This is a genomic window from Marinimicrobium sp. LS-A18 (assembly GCF_000463525.1).
In the GTDB taxonomy this organism is placed as follows: Bacteria; Pseudomonadota; Gammaproteobacteria; order Pseudomonadales; family Cellvibrionaceae; genus Marinimicrobium; species Marinimicrobium koreense.
This window is the reverse complement of sequence record NZ_AWEP01000007.1, coordinates 39385-59260: the sequence shown is the minus strand read 5'-3', so window position 1 is coordinate 59260 and position 19876 is coordinate 39385. Positions and strand designations below refer to the sequence as shown.

17 protein-coding genes are annotated in these 19876 nt (G+C 61.5%); 9 read left to right on the top strand and 8 right to left on the bottom strand.

The window, feature by feature from the left end; all coding sequences use genetic code 11:
• Nucleotides 1-65: 65 nt before the first annotated feature.
• On the bottom strand, nucleotides 66-1670 hold the full coding sequence (gene murJ / locus N645_RS0116055; RefSeq protein WP_024462535.1) for a murein biosynthesis integral membrane protein MurJ: 1605 nt from the start codon (nucleotides 1668-1670) through the stop codon (nucleotides 66-68).
• A gap of 165 nt (nucleotides 1671-1835) precedes the next feature.
• Here murJ and N645_RS0116050 point away from each other — a divergent pair, with 165 nt between their 5' ends.
• From N645_RS0116050 to N645_RS0116020, 7 genes are all read left to right on the top strand, one after another.
• Nucleotides 1836-2246, top strand: coding sequence for a BlaI/MecI/CopY family transcriptional regulator (locus tag N645_RS0116050; protein WP_024462534.1), 411 nt, complete (start codon nucleotides 1836-1838; stop codon nucleotides 2244-2246).
• Nucleotides 2243-3202 (top strand): M56 family metallopeptidase, encoded by a 960-nt coding sequence (locus N645_RS0116045; protein ID WP_024462533.1) that lies wholly within the window; start codon nucleotides 2243-2245, stop codon nucleotides 3200-3202. The genes N645_RS0116050 and N645_RS0116045 overlap by 4 nt, the downstream gene beginning before the upstream one ends.
• Nucleotides 3203-3204: 2 nt before the next feature.
• The gene (locus tag N645_RS0116040) at nucleotides 3205-4413 is read left to right on the top strand and encodes a TolC family protein (RefSeq protein WP_024462532.1); all 1209 of its coding nucleotides are present in this window, start codon (nucleotides 3205-3207) and stop codon (nucleotides 4411-4413) included.
• Complete coding sequence (locus N645_RS0116035) at nucleotides 4410-4718, top strand: hypothetical protein (RefSeq protein ID WP_024462531.1); 309 nt, start codon at nucleotides 4410-4412, stop codon at nucleotides 4716-4718. Before N645_RS0116040 ends, N645_RS0116035 begins: the two co-directional genes overlap by 4 nt.
• A complete protein-coding gene (locus tag N645_RS0116030; protein ID WP_024462530.1) occupies nucleotides 4708-6264 on the top strand; it encodes an efflux RND transporter periplasmic adaptor subunit in 1557 nt (518 codons plus the stop codon). Before N645_RS0116035 ends, N645_RS0116030 begins: the two co-directional genes overlap by 11 nt.
• Before the next feature lie 15 nt (nucleotides 6265-6279).
• Nucleotides 6280-9363, top strand: coding sequence for an efflux RND transporter permease subunit (locus N645_RS0116025; RefSeq protein WP_024462529.1), 3084 nt, complete (start codon nucleotides 6280-6282; stop codon nucleotides 9361-9363).
• 84 nt (nucleotides 9364-9447) lie between these two features.
• Nucleotides 9448-9732 carry a YebG family protein gene (locus N645_RS0116020; RefSeq protein WP_024462528.1) on the top strand — a complete coding sequence of 95 codons (285 nt, stop codon included), beginning with the start codon at nucleotides 9448-9450 and terminating at the stop codon, nucleotides 9730-9732.
• A 43-nt stretch (nucleotides 9733-9775) separates the two neighbouring features.
• Here N645_RS0116020 and N645_RS18130 read toward each other — a convergent pair whose 3' ends face one another.
• Nucleotides 9776-10090 (bottom strand): hypothetical protein, encoded by a 315-nt coding sequence (locus N645_RS18130; protein ID WP_152521742.1) that lies wholly within the window; start codon nucleotides 10088-10090, stop codon nucleotides 9776-9778.
• A 385-nt stretch (nucleotides 10091-10475) separates the two neighbouring features.
• Between N645_RS18130 and N645_RS0116010 the strand changes: the two genes are divergently transcribed.
• Nucleotides 10476-11288, top strand: coding sequence for a formate/nitrite transporter family protein (locus N645_RS0116010; RefSeq protein ID WP_024462527.1), 813 nt, complete (start codon nucleotides 10476-10478; stop codon nucleotides 11286-11288).
• Nucleotides 11289-11333: 45 nt separating this feature from the next.
• The gene (locus N645_RS0116005; RefSeq protein WP_024462526.1) at nucleotides 11334-13055 is read left to right on the top strand and encodes a bifunctional protein-serine/threonine kinase/phosphatase; all 1722 of its coding nucleotides are present in this window, start codon (nucleotides 11334-11336) and stop codon (nucleotides 13053-13055) included.
• A 78-nt stretch (nucleotides 13056-13133) separates the two neighbouring features.
• Here the strand turns inward: N645_RS0116005 and N645_RS0116000 are convergent, their stop codons facing one another.
• The 6 genes from N645_RS0116000 to N645_RS0115975 all read right to left on the bottom strand — a co-directional run bounded on the left by N645_RS0116000 (nucleotide 13134) and on the right by N645_RS0115975 (nucleotide 19759).
• The gene (locus N645_RS0116000) at nucleotides 13134-13598 is read right to left on the bottom strand and encodes an ion channel (RefSeq protein ID WP_024462525.1); all 465 of its coding nucleotides are present in this window, start codon (nucleotides 13596-13598) and stop codon (nucleotides 13134-13136) included.
• Nucleotides 13599-13662: 64 nt separating this feature from the next.
• The gene (locus N645_RS0115995) at nucleotides 13663-15666 is read right to left on the bottom strand and encodes a PhoX family phosphatase (protein WP_238559291.1); all 2004 of its coding nucleotides are present in this window, start codon (nucleotides 15664-15666) and stop codon (nucleotides 13663-13665) included.
• A gap of 135 nt (nucleotides 15667-15801) precedes the next feature.
• Entirely contained in the window at nucleotides 15802-16572 is a 771-nt protein-coding gene (locus N645_RS0115990; protein ID WP_024462523.1) for a phosphotransferase, read from the bottom strand.
• Nucleotides 16565-17200 (bottom strand): nicotinamide riboside transporter PnuC, encoded by a 636-nt coding sequence (gene pnuC / locus N645_RS0115985; RefSeq protein ID WP_024462522.1) that lies wholly within the window; start codon nucleotides 17198-17200, stop codon nucleotides 16565-16567. The genes N645_RS0115990 and pnuC overlap by 8 nt, the downstream gene beginning before the upstream one ends.
• 16 nt (nucleotides 17201-17216) lie before the next feature.
• Nucleotides 17217-17468: a YkoF family thiamine/hydroxymethylpyrimidine-binding protein gene (locus tag N645_RS0115980; protein WP_024462521.1), complete on the bottom strand. Its 252-nt coding sequence runs from the start codon at nucleotides 17466-17468 to the stop codon at nucleotides 17217-17219.
• Between the two features lie 173 nt (nucleotides 17469-17641).
• Nucleotides 17642-19759 (bottom strand): TonB-dependent receptor, encoded by a 2118-nt coding sequence (locus tag N645_RS0115975; RefSeq protein ID WP_024462520.1) that lies wholly within the window; start codon nucleotides 19757-19759, stop codon nucleotides 17642-17644.
• Between the last annotated feature and the right edge of the window lie 117 nt (nucleotides 19760-19876).

The following is a 19876-nucleotide window of genomic DNA, read 5'->3' as shown; positions in this document are numbered from 1 at the left end:
GATGTGGTTTTACGATTGTCGCCCATATCAACAATCGTAGCACATACGGCTCAAACTGCCAGCTTTCAGTGGTTCGAGCGAAATTCGCTGAATTTGATGCCCATAATGCGCAAACTCACGCCATATACCGCCAGCCCGAGAATACACAATACCGCCAGACGCCAACCTTTCTGCCACCAGAGCCAGTCCTGCCAGCCCGCCCAGACCGACAGCGCGCTCAGCAGCGCCGTCACCATGATGGCATTGGCGCCCCCGAAGGCCAGCAACCGGCGGACCCACCCGGGCTCGCGACGGTAGACGCCGAGCCGACGCAAACCACGGAAGAGCAAATAAGCATTCAAATAAGCGGAAACCGCGGTGGCCAGCGCCAGCCCCACATGACCAATATTGAAGATCAGATAAAGCGGTAACACGAACACCACATTGAGCAGCATATTGGCGAGCATGGCGTAAATACCGATGCGCACCGGGGTTTTCATATCCTGACGGGCGAAATAACCCGGCGCCAGCACCTTGATCAACATGAAGGCCAGCAACCCCAGCGCATAGGCCCGCAGGCTGTAGGAGGCCATCTGCATATCCCGAACGGTCGTTTCACCATACTGGAACAAGGTCATCAGAATGGGTTCGGCCAACAGGATCAACGCCAACGTCGCGGGCAACGCCAACAACAGCACGCTGCGCACCGCCCAGTCCAGCGTCTGACTGAAGGTTTCGGGGTCCTCAGCGGCGTGCTGGCGGGACAGACTCGGGGTGATCACCGTCGCCAGAGCGATGCCAAACACCCCCAGGGGCAATTCCACCAGGCGGTCTGAATAGTAGAGCCAGGACACGCTACCCGTGGGGAGAAACGAGGCCAACACCGTGTCCAGCAGCAGGTTGATCTGGCTGACCGACACGCCGAACAGCGCCGGTGCCATCAACCAGAGAATGCGTTTGACGCCCGGGTCCCGCCAATCCACCTTGGGCGCCGGCAGCAGATGCACTCGCTGCAGAAACGGGAGCTGGAACAGAAGCTGTACCACACCCGCTGCCATCACCCCCCAGGCCAGCGCATAGGCCGGGGTGTCAATCCGGGGAGCCACGACCAGAGCCGCCAGGATCAGGCTGAGGTTCAGCAGCACCGGGGTAAAGGCGGGAATCGCAAAGCGGTCGTAACTGTTGAGAATGGCCCCGGCAAAGCCGGTCAGGGATATCAGCAGCAGGTAGGGAAAGGTCACCCGCACCATATCCACGGTCAGAGCGTATTTATCGGGATCGTTCAGCCAGAAACCCGGGGCAAAAAGCCCGGTGACCAGGGGCGCCCCCACCACGGCCAGCACCGTGACCGAGACCAGTACCAGCCCGAGGCAGCCGGCTACCCGGTCCACCAGGGCCTTCACTGCCTCGTGCGTTCCCTTCTGCCGATACTCCGATAATACCGGCACAAAGGCCTGGGCAAAGGCGCCTTCGGCGAACAACCGGCGCATGAAGTTGGGAATCTTGAAGGCCACAAAAAAGGCGTCCGCCCCGGCCCCCGCCCCAATGACCCGGGCAAAGACCATATCCCGCACCAACCCGAGCACCCGCGAGAGCATGGTAAAGGCGCTCACAAGGGAACTGGAGCGCAACAGGCTGGGCGCTTTAGTGACCGCAGTGGTATCAGAACTGGGGGGGTGCGATTGAGTCACAATCCTTCCTGAATTCAGAGACGACAGGCGCATTATCCACACTCCGCCCCTTGAGAGATAGCGAAGCCCGTCACACAAAAACCGATTGACGATCGGTTTTTGTGTGACTAGGCTGATCGACACCTGCAGTGCAATGCCAATAATCCTGACTACCGAGGAGACACCGTGCCCGGCAAAGAACCCCCTACTACCACAACGCCACCCCTCGGCGAGCTGGAAATAGCCGTGATGGAAGCACTGTGGCAGGCTCCGGATCAGTCCGCCAAAGACCTGCACGCCACCCTAGGAGCGGCCAGAGGCATTTCCCTGAATACCGTTCAATCCACCCTCGACCGGCTATACCGCAAACAACTGCTCAGCCGTACAAAAGTGGCCCACGCCTTTCGCTACCGGCCCCAGGTAGCCCGACAACAATTGATTGCCGGATTGATCAACGATTTACTGGGACGCTTTACCAATGACGCTCACTCTTCTCTGGCAGCCTTTGTAGACGCCGCTGACCAGTTGGACGAGCGGGCGCTGGACGAGCTGGAACAGGTGCTGAAGGCACGGCGCGGCGAAGGAGCATCGTCATGACCGCCTTGCTCGACTTTTTCTACCTGCTGACACTCTTGGCAGTGATGGCCTGGCTCCTCGCCAACGGGCTACTTTGGCTGGCTGGGCGGCTGCTCTCACCTGAACACCTGAGCCGCCACTTATGGTTATACGCTTTGACGCCCTGGCTGGCCATGGCCGCTCCGGTTACCGCCATGTGCGTCATCGCGGCAGCCAAACCCCTTGGTTGGATTGCTGATCATTGCGCGCACCACGGTATGCATCATCCCCATTTGTGTTTTGAGCACTGGCCCGCCCTCGACCTGCAATGGACCCACCTGCTCAGCGCTGCGGCCCTGGCAAGCCTGCTGATCAAAGTCCTGATGGTTTTTTTATTCCGAGAGTTCAAGGCCGCTCGCGACACCACAGCGTTGTTGGCCCTGAGCCGAGGTCACGGGCGATTGCGTCGTCTCGACACGCCGAAGGCCTTTGCCTGCACCGCAGGCTATCGACATCCGGCCCTGTTCATGACCCGCGGGCTGACCGATCGGCTCGATCATCGGGAACGCCGCATCGTTCTGGCCCACGAAGTCGCCCATCTGCGTCGGCGCGACCCGCTACGCAATCTGGTGTTCAACGTCTTGTTATTGGCACACTGGCCATCATCGGCACGTTCACTTTGCGCCCTGTTACGGCAACGCATGGAGGAGCAGGCCGATGACCGGGCGGCCTGCCGTTTTGGCCCCGAGGCCGTGGCGGCGACGCTGATCAAAGTGGCACGTCTGAGCGGACCCTCGCCCACGGGAAGTCTGTCGGCCAGCGGCGGCCAACTTCTGCCCCGAATCCACCGGCTTCTGCATGCCCAACCCGACAGGGTATCTCGAACCCTAACCATCTCGAGTGCTCTTACTATCACTGTCTTTCTGGGTGGCGTGGCGACCCTGGTGATCGTCCATCATTCCCTTGAAACCCTTCTCGGCTTTCTGGTAGGAGTTTAACCGTGCCACACCCCTTTTCCCCGATCTTTGGTCTCCTGCTGCTCACGCCCGGGCTGGCCGCAGCTGACACGCCGTTAACCGAACAGGAGGCGGTCCAGCTAGGTCTACAGCAGCCCGAGGTGGTCGCCCGCTGGGACGCCCACACCGACATCGCTGAGGGCCAGCTCGAATCCGCTGGTCGCTGGGCCAACCCGGAAATTGAATACAGCCGCGAAACATTGGAGCTGCCGTCGGGCGACTCCGAGGAGAATACCTGGTCCATCCGCCAACGATTCAATCTGGCGGGCGTACCCGGGCTGACACGCAAAGCGGCGCGCCACCAAGTTCGGGCGTCAGACCTTCGCAACGACCAGGCCCGCCGGGAGTGGGCCGCTGGTATTCGCCAGCAGTTCTACCAGGCCCTGGCGGCCCGACGGGAAGCGGACCTCATCGCCGACTGGCACCGTCGGCTTACCGAACTGACGAGGGCCATAGAGCAACGCGTCGCGGCAGGCGATGCCTCCCGCTACGATCACACACGTCTGCGACAGGAACTGGCGCTGCTGGAGGGCGAACGCCTGAATACCCGCGCCAAAGCGGACTCGGCCCGAGAGCGCCTGGCCCAACGGGTTGGCGACGTTGAACGGCCACTCACGGGCCGTCTGCTGCCGCCCTTACATACCCCGGCAGATGCCTCTGCCGTCACCCAGAGCCCGCTATTGCGAGCGCTGTCGGCGGAAACCGAAAGCGCCGAAGTCCGCGCCGAGGCCGCCCAGCGCCAGCGCTGGCCGGAGCTGACCCTGGGAGTCGGTCGCAAGGAGGTGGTTGAGCCCGGCTTTCAGGCGGAAGGCAACGTCATCTCCATCGGTATTGAGATCCCCCTGTTCGACCGACGCTCTGGCCAGGCCCGAACCCAGCGAGGCCGCGCCCAACAACAACGGGCGGAGCTCGCGTTTGCCCGCACCGAGCTCCGCACCCGCTTGCGCGCTCTGCAGCGCGATTTGGCCGCTGAACAGGCGTCCGCCCTGGCGTTACGGGAAAGCATCAATGCGCCGACGGAGTCACTGTCTGACATCGCCGAGAGCAGCTACGCGGCCGGCGAGCTCAGCATTGCCGAGTTGATTGACGCCCATCGCTCGGAACTGAATACCCGCCGGGCGCTTATCCAGCGCGAGCTGGAAGCGCGCACCACCTTTATCCAACTGACACTACTGACTGGAGAGACACCATGAAGTCATTGAAGCCCCTGATCACTCTCAGCGCACTGGTTCTGGCCCTCACCGCCTGCAGCGATGCCGAGCACGCACACGACGGTGACACTGGGCATGGCGATGACCACGCCCATGAGCAGAACGATAGCCACCCGCACGACGATGGTCATTCCCACGAGGACGGCCACGACCACGGCGATCACGACCACACGGACACGGAAGCCTATTACGGCGACGATGCTGAGCAACCGGAGGCGAAGGCCACCGACACCCAGCCCCACCATGACGACCATGACCACGGCGAAGGCCACGACCATGCCCATTGATTCACGCCCCTGGGTCCTAGCCCTGGCGCTGCTGATCACCGCCTGCTCCGACACCCCCTCCGGCGGACACGGTCATGACCACGGCCCCGACGGAGACCACGCGGACCACGAGACGCATGATGCGCCAGTGCTGGTGTACACCGATTTCAGTGAACACACCGAGCTGTTTGTGGAGTTTCCCGCCCTGGTGGCTGGACAAAGCTCACGCTTTGCGGCCCACGTCACCCGATTGAGTGATTTTATGCCACTGACGGAGGGGCGACTGGATGTATTGCTGCAGCGCGACGGGCGTACCGTCGCCCGCTTCCGGGTGAACGAAACCACCAGTCGCGGCATCTTCCGGCCCAGCGTCACGCCCCGCGATAGCGGTGACTTCGACCTTGTGATTGAGGTCGCTGACGGGGATATGACCGCCCGGCACTCTCTGGGCGAGATCAGAGTGTTTGCGGACAATGAGGCGATTCAGGGTCTGCCCGATCATCCCGAAGGCGATATCGCGTATCTGAAAGAACAGCAGTGGGACAACCCGTTTGCGACGGTATCCGTTCAACCCCGACCATTGCGGCGCTCGGTTCCGGGCTTTGGCACCGTCACCGCTCCGGCGGATGGAGACGCCACCGTGCGGGCACCGGCCGACGGTTATATTGCCAGCACCCCATTGATTCAGCCGGGTCAGCGCGTTGCACAAGGGACCACACTGGGCGTGCTGATTCCCCGTCTGGGTGACCAGTCCGATATCGGCAGCCTGATGGTCGCGCTGGAACAGGCCCGCTCCCGGCGGGCGCTGGCGGAGAGGGACGTTGAACGACTGACCGGCCTATTGGCCCAGGGAGCCATTCCCGAACGGCGGCTGCTGGACGCCCGGGAGGCTCTTGATGTTGCGCGCGCCGAATTCCGCGCCGCCCGTGCCCGGGTGGAGCAGTATGAGTCCGGCAACGCCGAGGCGGGGCTCGCCCTGCGCGCGCCGGTGGCCGGAGCGGTGGTCACCACCAATGTCAGCCCCGGTGCCTTTATCAAAGCCGGTGATCCGCTGTTCCGGATTGCCGCGCCGGAGCGTCGTTGGCTCGCCATCCGGGTTCCGGAGCGCTTTGCCGAGGAGCTTGCCCACAGCAGCGGCGCTTGGCTTGATCGACCCGACGGCCCGCTGGTGTTGGATGCGCAGCAGGGCGCCCGCGTTGTGCGGCACGACAGCGCAGTGGACCCGCGCACCCGCACCGCAGGCGTTACCGTGGAGTACCCCACCGAGGTCGGCCCCGCGCTGCTCGGTGCCCGAGTAGCGGCCCATGTATTCACCGAATCTGCCGTGGAGCGGTTGGCGATTCCCCGCAGTGCGGTGATCGACGATGACGGCCGCTCCGTGGTCTACGTGCAAGTCAATGGTGAAAGCTTTGAGCGTCAACCGGTGGAATTGGGCCTGCGCGACAGTGCCTGGGTGGAAGTTCGCCAGGGCCTGAGCGCTGACGACCGGGTGGTCAGCGAAGGGGCCTACCTGGTGAAGCTGGCGTCGGCTGGCGGTACCGAAATCGGTCACGGCCACGCCCACTAACCCCCGGAGTTTTCCATGATTGATCGCATTATACGCGTGTCCCTGAACAACCGGTTGCTGGTTCTGGTCGCCGCGGGCCTACTGATGGTCTGGGGCGGCTGGTCGGCCCTGAAGGCTCCGGTGGATGTCTTTCCCGACCTGACCGCCCCTTCGGTCACCATCGTGACGGAAGCCCACGGCATGCCCCCCGAGGATGTTGAGCGGCTGGTGACCTTTCCCATCGAGACCGCCATGAACGGTGCCGGCGGCGTCCGCCGGGTCCGCTCCAGCACCGGGGTCGGCATCAGTGTGGTGACGGTGGAATTTGAGTGGGGCACGGATATTTATCGCGCCCGCCAACGCGTCGCCGAGCGGTTGCAGAATGTCTCGGCGGCCCTGCCCCAGAACCTGCCGCCACCGGTACTGGCACCGGTCACCTCCATCATGGGGGAGATTCTGTTTATCGCGCTCACCTCGGAGCAACACGATGAAATGGCCCTGAAAACCGCCGCCGACTGGCAGGTCCGGCGCCGGCTGCTGGCCGTACCGGGAGTGGCCGAAGTCATCCCCACCGGGGGTGAAACCCGCCAGTTTCAGGTCGTCGCCTCTCCGGAGCGTTTGTCCGCCTATGGGGTAACGCTGGACCAACTGCGCCAGGCGGTGGCCAACGCCACCCGCAACGCCTCCGCCGGTTTTCTGACCGAAAACCGGCAGGAATTCCTGATCCAGGGCATCGGCCGGGCCCGCACCATTGAGGATCTTGAGCAGGCGGTGGTCACCACCCGGGATGATGTGCCCGTGCTGGTGCGGGATCTGGCCATTGTTCAGACTGGCCCGGCACCGCGGCGCGGTACCGGCAGCTACAAAGGCGATGCGGGTGTGGTGCTGGGCATCCAGAAACAGCCGGGGGCAAACACCCTCGAACTGACCCGCCGACTGGATGGCGTCATTGATGAGCTGCAGGAGTCACTGCCCGAGGGCATGCGGATCGAAACCGACGCTTTCCGCCAGGCGGACTTCATTACCGTCTCCATCGACAACCTAAGCACTGCGCTGCGGGACGGCGCCATCCTGGTGGTGGCCATCATGTTCCTGTTTCTTTACAGCGTGCGGGCCACCGCTATCGCCCTGGTAGCCATTCCTCTGTCGTTGTTGGTGGCCGTACTGTCCATTCGCTGGTTCGGCGGCACGCTCAATACCATGACCCTCGGGGGCATGACCATTGCGCTCGGCGCGTTGGTGGACGACGCCATCATCGTGGTGGAAAACATTGTCCGCAGGCTCAGGGAAAATGCCGATCGTCCCGAGGCGCAACAGCGGTCGGCGCTGAGCGTTGTCTCGAACGCGACCCGGGAAATCGAGGGCTCCATCGTTTTCGCCACCCTGATCATCATTCTGGTGTTTCTCCCATTATTTTTCCTCAGTGGCGTCGAGGGTCGACTACTCGAACCCTTAGGGCTGGCCTACGTCGTTTCCCTGGCGGCCTCGCTGCTGGTGGCGATCACCGTCACTCCGGTGCTCTGTCTACTCGGGCTGCCGGGCAGCCGCACGGTAACCCAGGATCACGATACCCGCCTGATCGCCGCCCTGAAATCGGGGTACCGCCCCCTGCTGGCATGGTCTCTGAGCCGCTGGCGTATTTTGATCGGCGGCGCCCTGGCATTGCTGCTGGCGTCACTGCTGGGACTGTCACTCGCGGGCCGGGGGTTTTTGCCAGAATTCAACGAAGGCAGCCTGACCCTGAGCGTGGTGACTCTGCCCGGCACCTCCCTGGAAACCTCCGATGACATCGGCCAACGAGTAGAGAAGATTCTGTTGGAGCAGCCAGAAGTGGTCGCCACCGCCCGGCGCACCGGCCGGGCGGAGCTGGACCCTCACGCCCAACAGGTATTTGCTTCGGAAATCGATGTCTCGCTCGACATGCGGGAGCGGGACAAGGCGGAGCTGCTGGCGGCCCTCCGTCAGGAATTCGCCCTGCTGCCCGGGACCAACGTCATTATTGGTCAGCCCATTTCCCACCGCATTGACCATATGCTCTCGGGCACTCGAGCCAATATCGCCATCAAGCTCTTTGGCGATGACCTCTCGGAGCTACGCCGCCTGGGTGGGCAGATCGAGTCCATTGTGGGTGGCATTCCCGGGGCGGTGGATGTGGCCATGGACGAGCAGAGCCAGATCCCGTTTGTCACCGTCCGCTTTGACCGGGCGGCCCTGGCCAACTATGGCCTCAGTATGACCGACGCCGCCGAGGCTCTGGAAACCGCCTTCAATGGCACCACCGTCGGACGATTACTGGAGGGAGAAGCGAGTTTTGATCTGGTCGTACGCCTGCCGCAAAGCGCCAAAGAAAACCTGGACACCTTGCGGGAAACCCAACTCACACTCGCCTCCGGCGCCCAGGTGCCCTTCTCGGCGCTGGCCGACATCCGGCGCGAGCGGGGGCCCAACACCATCAGCCGGGAGAACGTCCAGCGCCACCTGGTGGTCATGGCCAACGTCGCCGAACGGGACCTCATCAGTGTGGTGGAAGACATTGAGGCTGCCATCGCCCGCAACGTCACGCTGCCCACCGGCTACCGGGTGGAGTATGGCGGCCAGTTCCAGAGCGCGGAGGCGGCGAGCACCCGCTTACTGCTGCTCGGCGCTTTGGTGATCGCGGGTATTTTCCTGCTGCTGGTCGCGGCGTTTGGCCGAACCCGGGATGCGGTGCTGGTGATGCTCAACCTGCCACTGGCTCTGATCGGCGGCGTGGCCGGCGTCTGGTTTGCCGGAGGGGTCATCACCGTCGCGGTGCTGATCGGGTTCATCACCCTGTTCGGCATTGCCACTCGCAACGGTGTGATTCTGGTCGACCACATCGGCCGCCTGATCCGCGACGGAGGCCTCACACCGGAACAGGCGGTACGCCAGGGGGCCGAAGAGCGCCTGGTGCCCATTCTGATGACCGCCCTGGCCACGGCCCTCGCGCTGGTGCCCCTGGCCCTCGCGGGCGGCGAACCCGGCAGTGAAATCCAGGCGCCCATGGCCATTGTGATTCTCTGGGGGCTGCTCAGCTCCACCGCACTGAATATGCTGGTGGTTCCGGCGATGTACTTGCGCTTTGGCGCCACCCGCACCTGATCCGCAATGAGCGAGATAAAAGTTGACAACAAGCCGCCCGACCAATACTGTATAAAAAAACAGTAATGACCCAGGAGGTAAACCATGGCTGTAGTCGCCGTTTGGAAATGTGATCGGGATGGCAAGATGTTTGACGATAAGAAAGCCGCGGAAGCGCACGACAAAATGCTGGAGCTGGCTGCCAATATCACCCAGTTGATCGAAAACTCGGTGGACGGCATCAGCGAGGCACACAGTGAGGCCATTGGCCTGTTGCTCGCCGAGCGCAGCGACCTGCTGGCCAAGGCCTGCAAGGGCAAGCCGGAAGTACTGTTGGAAGGAACGGAAGACCAGAGCGCGAATGTCACGCCTCTGGCCTCCAATCAATAACGCCCCTTGCGTCTCACTCGCTCAGGGACTGAGCGGTCACCCCTCAAAGTTCCAGGTAGATTCTCAGGCTGGAGCGCTCCTGATGATGATCGTGATGATCATGACTTCTTGAGCGATAACGATACGCGTCGTCCCGATAGTTTTCGTGGCGATGGTGATACGCGTCATGTCTGCGCTCCCGGCGCCACTTCCTCATTTCACGCTCTCTCTCCCGCTCCCATTTACGGGCTTCTCGCGCGCGCTCTTTATGGTGTTTTTTGTGCTCCCAAGCCGCCGCATGAGGCGGTGGAGCGGCATGTAGTGCCACCGGAGCCATCAATACCAGACCAGCCAGCGTAGCAGACAATAGGGTTTTCATACTCAACACCTCCAGATCGGTCATTCGAAACAGTGGGTTCAGTATGCCTTCGGGAGTCTGAACTCAGTCTGAACGGCGCGCACCCGACTCAACCGGCCCTGAGCCGCGTTCCGCATTGGTGCTTTTTGGCCCATCAACGCACAGCTTCCGTGCACATCACACTCTTTCTGATGAACCAGATCTGAGCACAGGATCACCAAAAACGCCCCCTCCTGGAGCAATCACCCCCAGAGAAGCCGAAATTCGGCCTTCATTGACCAAAATCCACCCCAGGGTCGGATGTTTTTCTCCTGTGGCACGACGGTTGCAATTCACCGGTTACTGACCAGCGAAGCACGTCTTTGCACCGCAAGCATCACCGCCTCAATTCAGGAGAAACAACTTCATGGCCTATATCGAACCGAGTGAATTCGTCACCAAGATGGTGGATTCCGGCGAACAGAAAGTCTTTATGTCCACCAAGGACACCTTGATCCGCGCCTTTATGGCGGGCGCGATTCTGGCGCTGGCCGCCATGTTTTCCATCACCGTCATGGTCAATACCGGCTCGCCTCTACTGGGCGCGGTACTTTTCCCGGTGGGCTTTATCATGCTCTATCTGATGAAGTTCGATCTGTTGACCGGTGTGTTTACTCTGGTGCCCCTAGCCTACCTGGATAGGCGCCCCGGTGTGACCCTCAATCAGGTGCTGCGCAACTGGGGCCTGGTCTTTCTCGGCAACTTTGCCGGTGCGCTGACCGTGGCCGTGGGCATGTCGTTCATTCTGACCTACGGTTACAGCATCGATGGTGGCGAGATTGCCGCCAAAGCCGCCCAGATTGGTGAGTCGCGCACCGTTGGTTACAAAGAACACGGCCTGTCCGGTTGGATGACTATTTTTATTCGCGGCATCCTGTGTAACTGGATGGTCTCCATGGGCGTGGTTGGCGCCATGATTTCCACCTCCGCTGGCAGCAAAATGGCCGCCATGTGGATGCCCATCATGTTGTTCTTCTACATGGGTTTTGAGCACTCCATCGTGAACATGTTTCTGTTCCCGTTTGGCCTGATCATGGGCGGTGATTTCTCCGTGGCCGACTACTTTCTCTGGAATGAACTGCCCACCGTTCTGGGCAACCTGATCGGCGGCTTTCTACTGGTGGGCCTGCCCCTGTATTACACGCACGTGCGCACCAGTCCCGCCCGTCGGCTGGCTTAAGCGCAGAGATTCGGGCCGTCGTTTCACCACGACGGCCCAACCTTTATGACTCAACCGCTACACATTCGCATCGGTCAGTACACCCACTCCGGCCTTAAATCCGTGAACCAGGATTTTGTCGGCGCCCGGTTACCGACCGGCGCCACGCTGGGACATAAAGGGGCGGTGCTGGCCATTGCCGATGGCATCAGCAGCAGCGACGTCAGCCAGATCGCCAGTGAAACCGCGGTCAGTGGTTTTATTGAAGATTATTACTGCACGCCGGAAGCCTGGTCGGTCAAGCAGTCGGCGGAGCGGGTGCTGCAGGCACTCAACGCCTGGTTGTTCGCGCAGACGCGCAACAGCCCATACCGGTTTGAACGGGACAGAGGTTACATCTGCACCTTCAGCACGCTGATTTTCAAAGCCCGTCACGCCCACCTGTTGCACGTGGGGGACACGCGCATTTACCGACTGGCGAATCAACAGCTGGAACCGTTGACGGAAGATCATCGCCACTGTGTGGATGCCGACACCCACTACCTGACCTCGGCGTTGGGAGTTCATCCTCATCTGCGTTTCGACTATCACCAACTCGACCTTGAGCCGGGAGATACCTTTATTCTTGCCAGCGATGGGGCCTACGAGTTTTTTGACGCCTCGGACATCAAGCAGGTAATCGACGCCCAGCGGGATGACCTAAACGGCGCAGCCAGAACCCTGGTGGAGCAGGCACTGGCCCGCGGCAGCCGGGATAACCTGAGCGTTCAGATTGCCCGGGTGGAAGCGCTGCCGGAGCTCACCGTGGGGGAGCTTTCCCGCCAGGCCTCGCTCCTGACGTTGCCCCCCGCTCTGGATGCGGGTACGGATTTTGACGGGTATCGGATTCTTCGCTCGCTCTATATCAGCAGCCGCAGTCATGTCTATCTCGCCCGGGACACCCTCAATAATGGCCCCGTGGTCATCAAAGTTCCGGCCATGGAAGGCAGAGACAACCCGCACTATCTCGAACGCTTTTTGATGGAGGACTGGATCGCGCGGCGGTTTAACCACACCCACCTGCTTAAAGCCGCTCGGCGGGACCAGGAACGCGGCTTTCTGTACGTTGCGTTGGAATATATTGACGGCCAGACCTTGAGTCAGTGGCTGAAAGATAATCCGAGTCCTGATTTGGCCAAGGTCCGGGATATCGTGCAGCAGGTGGCGAGCGGACTGCAGGCGTTGCATCGCCAGGCCATGGTGCACCGCGATCTTCGCCCGGACAACCTTATGATCGATGCTCAGGGAACGGTCAAAATTATTGATTTCGGCTCCGCCAGCGTCGCGGGCCTCAGTGAAGGACGAAGCCGCGACGGGGTGATCTACGGCGCGGCCCTGTACGCCGCCCCGGAATATTTTCTCGGCGAACCGGGAGACCCGCGCAGCGATCTCTATTCCCTGGCCGTGCTTGCCTATCAGATGCTGACCGGCAAGCACCCCTATGGTCCCAAGGTGGCCCGGACCCGGACCCGAGCGGAACAGCACAAACTCCGTTATCGCAGTGCTCAGGAACACCGGCCTTCGGTTCCCGACTGGGTGGATGAATGCTTGCGCAAGGCCACGCAGATCAGTCCGCACAAGCGCTACACCGAGCTATCCGAGTTTATTTATGATCTACACAACCCCAACCCCGCGTTCGTTCGAAAATCGCGACCGCCATTGATTGAGCGCAACCCGGTATTGTTTTGGCAGGGGGTGTCGTTGATTCTGTTGGTCGTGGCGGTCGCGCAGTTTGCGTATTTTAGGTGACGGCGGATGGGGTCTGGTTGGGTGACGGCGGATGCGCTACGATGTCGCATATCCGCCCTACGCGACCCAGCGTGTCCCCTAATCACTACCCCAGGCCCGATTCATTACCAGGTAACTGAACGACGCGGACCAGGTGATCATCATAAAACCCACCAGTGCCTCGGTACCGGCGAGAAACCGTATATCTCCGGCGGCCGACAAGTCGCCCCACCCCACTGTGGTGTAATTCGCGGCCGAAAAGTAAACGCAATCGAGCAGCGTCAACTCACTGTAGCCCTGAATCACGCCGTAGCCCTCCATGGACAACAGCAACCAGAACACAAAACCGAACATCCAGATTTCAACCACATGGGCGAACAGCAGAACAAACATGGTGAGCAGCACGACCGGGCGGGTCCGGTGGTTGCGACCATAGCGCCGGTGTCGGTCGATATGCCAGCGGTTGAGCCACTGGATCACTTCGTAATGAAACACCACCCCCAGGGCCACCACGACTGCCGTGGCCACTACGGTGATAACTGAAGAACTTGCGCCAAGGTTCATCAACAGTCTCTCTACTGACGGATCGCTGATCGTTTACGCCACATGACCTGCCAGCCTTGAACGGTCAAGTGCCGATCACGCCACCGTCGTTTTTGGTGATCAGTACCGTGGTGGAACGGGGCCGGGTTTTGCCATCGCTGGCCGGGTAGCTGATGCCCGGGTGCTGAACATTGATCCACATCGCGGTGCCATCCGGCGTCGCGGTAATACCGGTGATTTCGCAGCCGGACGGGCCGGTCAAAAAACGACGCACTTTCCGGGTGACCGGGTCGGCGCAGAGCATCTGGTTGGTGCCCATGGCGTCGTATACAGACTTACCGTCGCTGAAGTCGGTCTGGATCCAGAGGCGCCCCTCAGGATCAAACCATAGGCCATCGGGACTGGCAAAAATATCGCCGTCGATGGTGCCGTACTGGTGATCGGTTTTCCAGCTCTCACCGGCCGGGGGCTGTTCTCCAGCGAGCAGAAACAACTCCCAGCGAAAGGCGGTAGCCGCCGGGTGACGGTTTTCTTCCCGCCAGCGCAAAATCTGGCCGTGGTGATTCTCGGGACGCGGGTTGGCGGCATCCACCGGCTGATCTGGATCCACGCCCCGATCGGTATTGTTGGTCAGGGTCACATAACCATCGCGGGTGAAGGGGTTGACCGCGACCCACTCGGGTCGGTCCATCGGGGTCGCCCCCACCGCGTCGGCGGCACTGCGCAGGTTGATCAATACATCGGCCTGGTCCCGAAAGCCGTCCGCAGCCGTAAGCCCCGGCTCGCCCCAGACCAGCGGGCGCCATTCACCCGTGCCGTCGTCGTGATAGACCGCGACATACACCCTGCCCTTGTCCAACAGATCCCGATTGGCTTTGGGGTTCCGAGGATCGAAGCGGCCTTCCGGAACAAACTTGTAAACGTATTCGCCCCGGGTATCGTCACCGGAGTAAAACGCCAGGGTGCCATCCGAGTGCTGAACACAGGTGCAGCCTTCGCGCACGATACGGCCGAAGGCGGTACGCTTGACCGGTTTGGCGTCGGGGTCAAACGGATCCACTTCCACCACCCAGCCAAACCGATTGGGCTCATTCACGTAACCCCCATGCGGCTGATCGGCGCGCGGCGTGGCATCGAAGCGCGGATCGGCGGACTCCCAATAGTTGTAGTGGCTGTTGGCGCCAGCGGCAATGCCGTAGCGATGGTGTTCGCGCCGCTCGGCGTGGTCCGTGGTGTCGCGATTGACGAAATAGTTTTTCCAGTTTTCCTCGGCAATCAGGTAGGTGCCCCAGGGGGTCACCCCCATGGAGCAGTTGTTCAGAGTCCCCAACACGTCCCGCCCTTGCGGATCGTCGACGGTTTTCATCGCTTCCGCACCCGCGCAGGGGCCACTGAGGGTCATGGGCGTGTACGCGGTCAGGCGACGGTTATAGCGCGAGGGGTAAACGCGCTGCCAGTCGCCCCGGGGATCTTTGCGCAGCTCGATAATGCTCAGCCCATGGCCCGCCTGTTCTTTGCGGACTTCATCGAGCGGCCTTACCCGCCGGCCTTGTTCATCGTCGGTGACGGTGGGGCCATCGGGGTGAATCGTCGCGTTGATGTACTCGTGGTTGATCACCAGCAGGCCGCGCTCATTGGGCGCATCCGGAAAAGGGAAAAAATGCATACCGTCGTGGTTCTGACCGGACTGCAGGGCCTGCTCGGTCCAGGTGTTCTGCGCATCGGGACGCCATTCGGGCGCCCCGCTTTCCACTGGGTCCCCCCAGCTGAAAAAGGGCCGGGCCGTGTAGCCCTCGGGCACATCCACCCGGTCGTAACCCGGATCACTCGCCACCGGCACCGGCTTGAACCCGATGGCCGGGCGCGGACTGTCCCGAAAAGCGGCGGGCGCGCCTTCCCGGCTGGCACAGGCGCTGAGCAGGGTGGACGCCGCAAAGGGGCCGGCCAACAGGCCCAGGCCACCTTTCAGAACCCGGCGCCGGGCGTGGCTGACCTGATTGAGGTTTCGGTTATCGCTGGAGTTTACCGGCGTATCATCAACATCGCGGGCCTGGTCGGCGCGCTGGATCAGGATGGATTGGTTCGTCACTCTCATTCCCCTTACTCTCATTCACCTTTACTCTCATCCACCATTACGTGGACATAGGGCCGCAATCACCCGGCTACTCCGGGTATGCTGCACGCTTTCGCCCAAAAGTGCCAGATAAGCCCCGGAAGAATCGCGTCAGGTGACCGTCCGGTGCTCGGCAGCCAGGGTAACAATCCGCTCCCACAGCGCGTTGGTCCACCGGGCCAACTCGTGAATGAACGGCTCCCGCACCAGTGCGGGGTCGATACACCAGCGATCAATATCCGGATGCCCCACGGCGGCATACTCCCAATCGATCAGGTACAGACGATCGCCGGCCTCCAGGACATTCTCGGGAATCAGATCATGATGGGTCAGGACTGCTGGCCAATCCGACCGGTCGAACGCCACCAGGGTTTCCCGAAAGAGCCACCAGCTCGACGCCAGTGCTGCGTCAATCGCACCCGCGTTTTCCAATTGCTGCCAATAGTGGTCCAGGTAAGCGGTATAGGAACGACGGGGCGTACCCGGGGCCAGCACCTGCGCCGCTCCCAGGCACTCCATCAAGCGGCGCCGCTGTCGGGAGTCCTGAAAATCGGCGTCGCTCCAAGTGCGCCCGTCAATATGCGGAAAAACCGTAAAGTCTCGCTGCAGTGACCAATAACAGGCGCCCCGGGTCAATCCCGCCTCGGCGACGGTCTCAAGAATCGCCGCCTCCTGCGCCCGGTCAATCCCAAGGCGCGGGCCTCGGGGGTTGTTCAGGCGGAGCAGCAAGTCATCGCCGAGCCCCGGCGCTCGCAGGCGAAAGCTGCGATTGGTGCGCCCGCCCTCAATGGGACCGAGCACGCGGGGCGCATCGGTGAGCGGCAGCGGCCACTCCTGCCAGGTGGCGAGAGCGGCTTCGAGACGGGTAAACGCGTCAGGCACAGGCCGCTTCCTCGGCGCGGTCGTTGCTCTGGCCGCGATAATCCCGAATCCAGCTTAGCCAGCCAAAGACCGAGATGATCAGATACAGTGCCATCAACAGCGCGGTCAGGTACAAGCTGCGCTCCCAGAGGATGATCATTTGCAGGCTGTTGATCACCATCCAGTAAAGCCAGTTTTCCAGAACCTTTCGGGCCACCATATAGGTGGTCACCACGGCGGCCCAGGTGGTGAAGGAGTCCAGATAGGGCCAGGCGGCCTGGGTGAACATCGTCAGCCAGGTACCGGAGGCCAGGCTGACCAGCACAATGCCCCCGATCACCAGCAGGTGGGTTCGCCAGCGCCAGGTCTGCACCGGCAGCTCGGTATCTCCCCGACCACCGTGACGCCACTGCCACCAACCGTAAACGGCCATGGCCATGTAGTAAACGTTGAGCCCGGACTCCATCAGCAGGCTGACGTTCCAGTAGAGCGCGGTGTAGATGGCGGTGCTCAGAAAGCCCGCGTACCAGCACAGGGCGTTCTGACGCACGGCTAATACCAGGTAGGCCAGCGCAAGCGTTACCGCGACCAGCTCCCAGCCGAGCCACTGGGACCAGGTGTCGGCCAATTGTTGGGTGATGTCGTTCATCAACTCAGTGTTTCCATCAGTTCAGGGCTTCATAGTTGGGCAGAAATTTGGTGACGAATACGGCTTTGCCATACTGGTCATAGCTGTATTTGATGCCGTCGCGTAGGATGTCCATGACGCGGTCGTAGTCGCCGGTGATGATGGTGCAAGTGGGCACGGTCTGAATCAGAATGCCTTCCTGCTGGTTGAGCCAGTCGATAAACCCTTTGATGGGCGGAATGTAGTCGCCATTAAACGGGTACATACTGATTTCTACGGAGAGTTTCATGGTCTTGCCTCGTTCAGAGTGTCTTAGGAGGGTTGGGGTGACGGCGGATGCGGGCTTCGCCCTTATCCGCCCTACGCCACCCGTGGCAGGAGCCGCCGGCCCAAACCGGACGACCAACGACAACACGCGTAGGGCGGATAAGCGCAGCGCATCCGCCGTTACCCCAGCTTCAGTTAAAACCGCAAGGTCAAATCAACCCCCACAACGCGCGGTTCGCCAAACTGATAATAGGGCTTGGTTTCGTAACCATCCCGCGGGTCATTACCGAAGGCGCCGAAGCCCCGGGTTTTGACGTCCTCATCGGTCAGGTTTCGGCCCCAGAGCGCCACCTCCCAACCATCCGCACGATAACCGATCCGGCCATTCAACAACTCATACGCATCGGACTGCGCCTCGTGGCGGCTGGAGAAATAAAACTCATCTTTGCCCTCCAACTCCACGCGAGCATACCAGTGCTCCGTCAGGTTAAACAGCGCACCCACCGCGAACTGATAGCTCGGGGCATGAGGCAGATCGTGGCCGCTCAGATCCTCCGGCTCGCCGGTTTCTTCGTTTGCCCCGACGTGTGCGAAGCTCTGGAAGTCGTCAAACTCGCTGTCGAGCAGGCCCACGCTGGCAAACACCTCGGTCATACGGTTAAGCCGGGCATTGGCTTCAAACTCAAGGCCTCGGGCACTGCCTGCTGCGGCGTTGGTGGTGTAGTCGATAAAGCTGCAGGGACAGTTATCGCCCTCGTCCGGGACCACCCGGGACTGTTTGGTCTGCACATCGTCCCGGTCCTGATAAAACACCGCCACACGGGTCTGCAGGGCACCGTCGAGTGCTTCGCCTTTCCAGCCCGCTTCGTAATTCCACAGGGTTTCGGTGTCAAACTCCCGCTCATTCGCCGCCAAGGTCTGACTGCTGTTGAAGCCGCCGGCCTTGAAGCCGCGCGAGGCCAGGGCGTACCACAGGTTGTCCGATTCGTCGCGATACTCCAGGGCCAGCTTGCCGCCCCACATATCTTCCGAGGGGCTGAACACGGCGCCGTCGCTGTCAGCGTAGTCGGCATCGCGGGTTTCGTGGCGCAGGCCGGTTTTCAGGGTCAGGCGCTCGGCCAGGGGAATATCCAACTGACCGTAGAGCGCGGTGTTCTCGGTACTGAAGGCACTTCGGAAATCCTCTTCCAGGTAGGTGTACTCCCGGCGTAAGTCCTCACTCTGGTCCCGGTAGTAAGTACCGACCACCCAGCCCAGTTCATCCTCTGCATTGCGCGATACCAGGCGCAGGTCGACGCTGGTATTGTCGTTGTCCCGCAGGTAGTTATCAAAGGAGTTGTAGCCGTCGAAAACACACTCGAAGTCGACACAGATATCTTCGTAGGCCCAGTCTTCGTCGTAGCCATATTCGAGATCGGACTGGGCGTGACTGACCAGCGCCTCCACATCAAACGCCTCGGTAGCCTGCCACTGCAGGCGCACCGAACCGGCGGTGCTCTCCTGGCGGTCGTGGCCCGGCTGGTCCGACAGAGTGGTCCGGGTGTTGTCCAGGGAGAAGCCGTCGTAACCGTTGTCGACATCGACATAGAAGGCAGTCAGGTCGACCGTGAGGTCGGCGCGGGGCTGCCAACGCAGTTTGCCCCGCAGGGTCTGCTCATCGATATCGGCATTGTCGTCGGTGCCGAGATAGGCATTTTCCTGATAGCCATCACTGAGGGTGGTGCCCGCCGCCAGGCGATAGCTGAGCGTGTCCGATACCGGGCCGCTGATGACGCCGCTGGCAGTGTGGGTGTTGTACTCGGCCACCCCGAGGCTGGCCGTGCCTTCGAATGATTCAGTGGGCGTGCCCGAGACCATATTGATCAGGCCCGCCATGGCGTTGGCGCCGTAGAGCGTGCCCTGAGGCCCCCTCAGCACTTCGACCTGCTGGATATCCAGGGTGGTGGCGCCGGCGCCAATGCCGGTCATATCAATACCGTCGATGATCAGGCCAACCGACGGGTTGACCGGCTCGACGAACTGGCTGCGCTCACCGATACCGCGAATCTGGAAGAAACGCGCCCGGGAAGTGCCGGCGGAAAAATTGACGTTGGGCGCGGTGTTCAGCACCTGGGAGAGGTGGTCGGCGCCGCGTTGGCGGATGGTTTCGGCATCAATGACCGAGGCGCTGGCGGCCAGGTCAAGAAGGCCGGACTGGCGAAAATCGGCGGTGACCAGAATTTCTTCATCGATCTGGGCCACATCCTGTGCCTGAGTGCTGACCGTCAAAAGCGCGGCCGTCAAAGCGGAAAGCGAAAAGCGTGTCGGGTTCATGGGCAGAGTCTCCAAAACAACGTTTAAGTGGAGACCCGGTATGCGAGCGGGAGTGTGCTGGAACGCTATTTATTGTGGCGGGCCAAGGGGCTGGCCTGCGGCACCCTACGACTATTT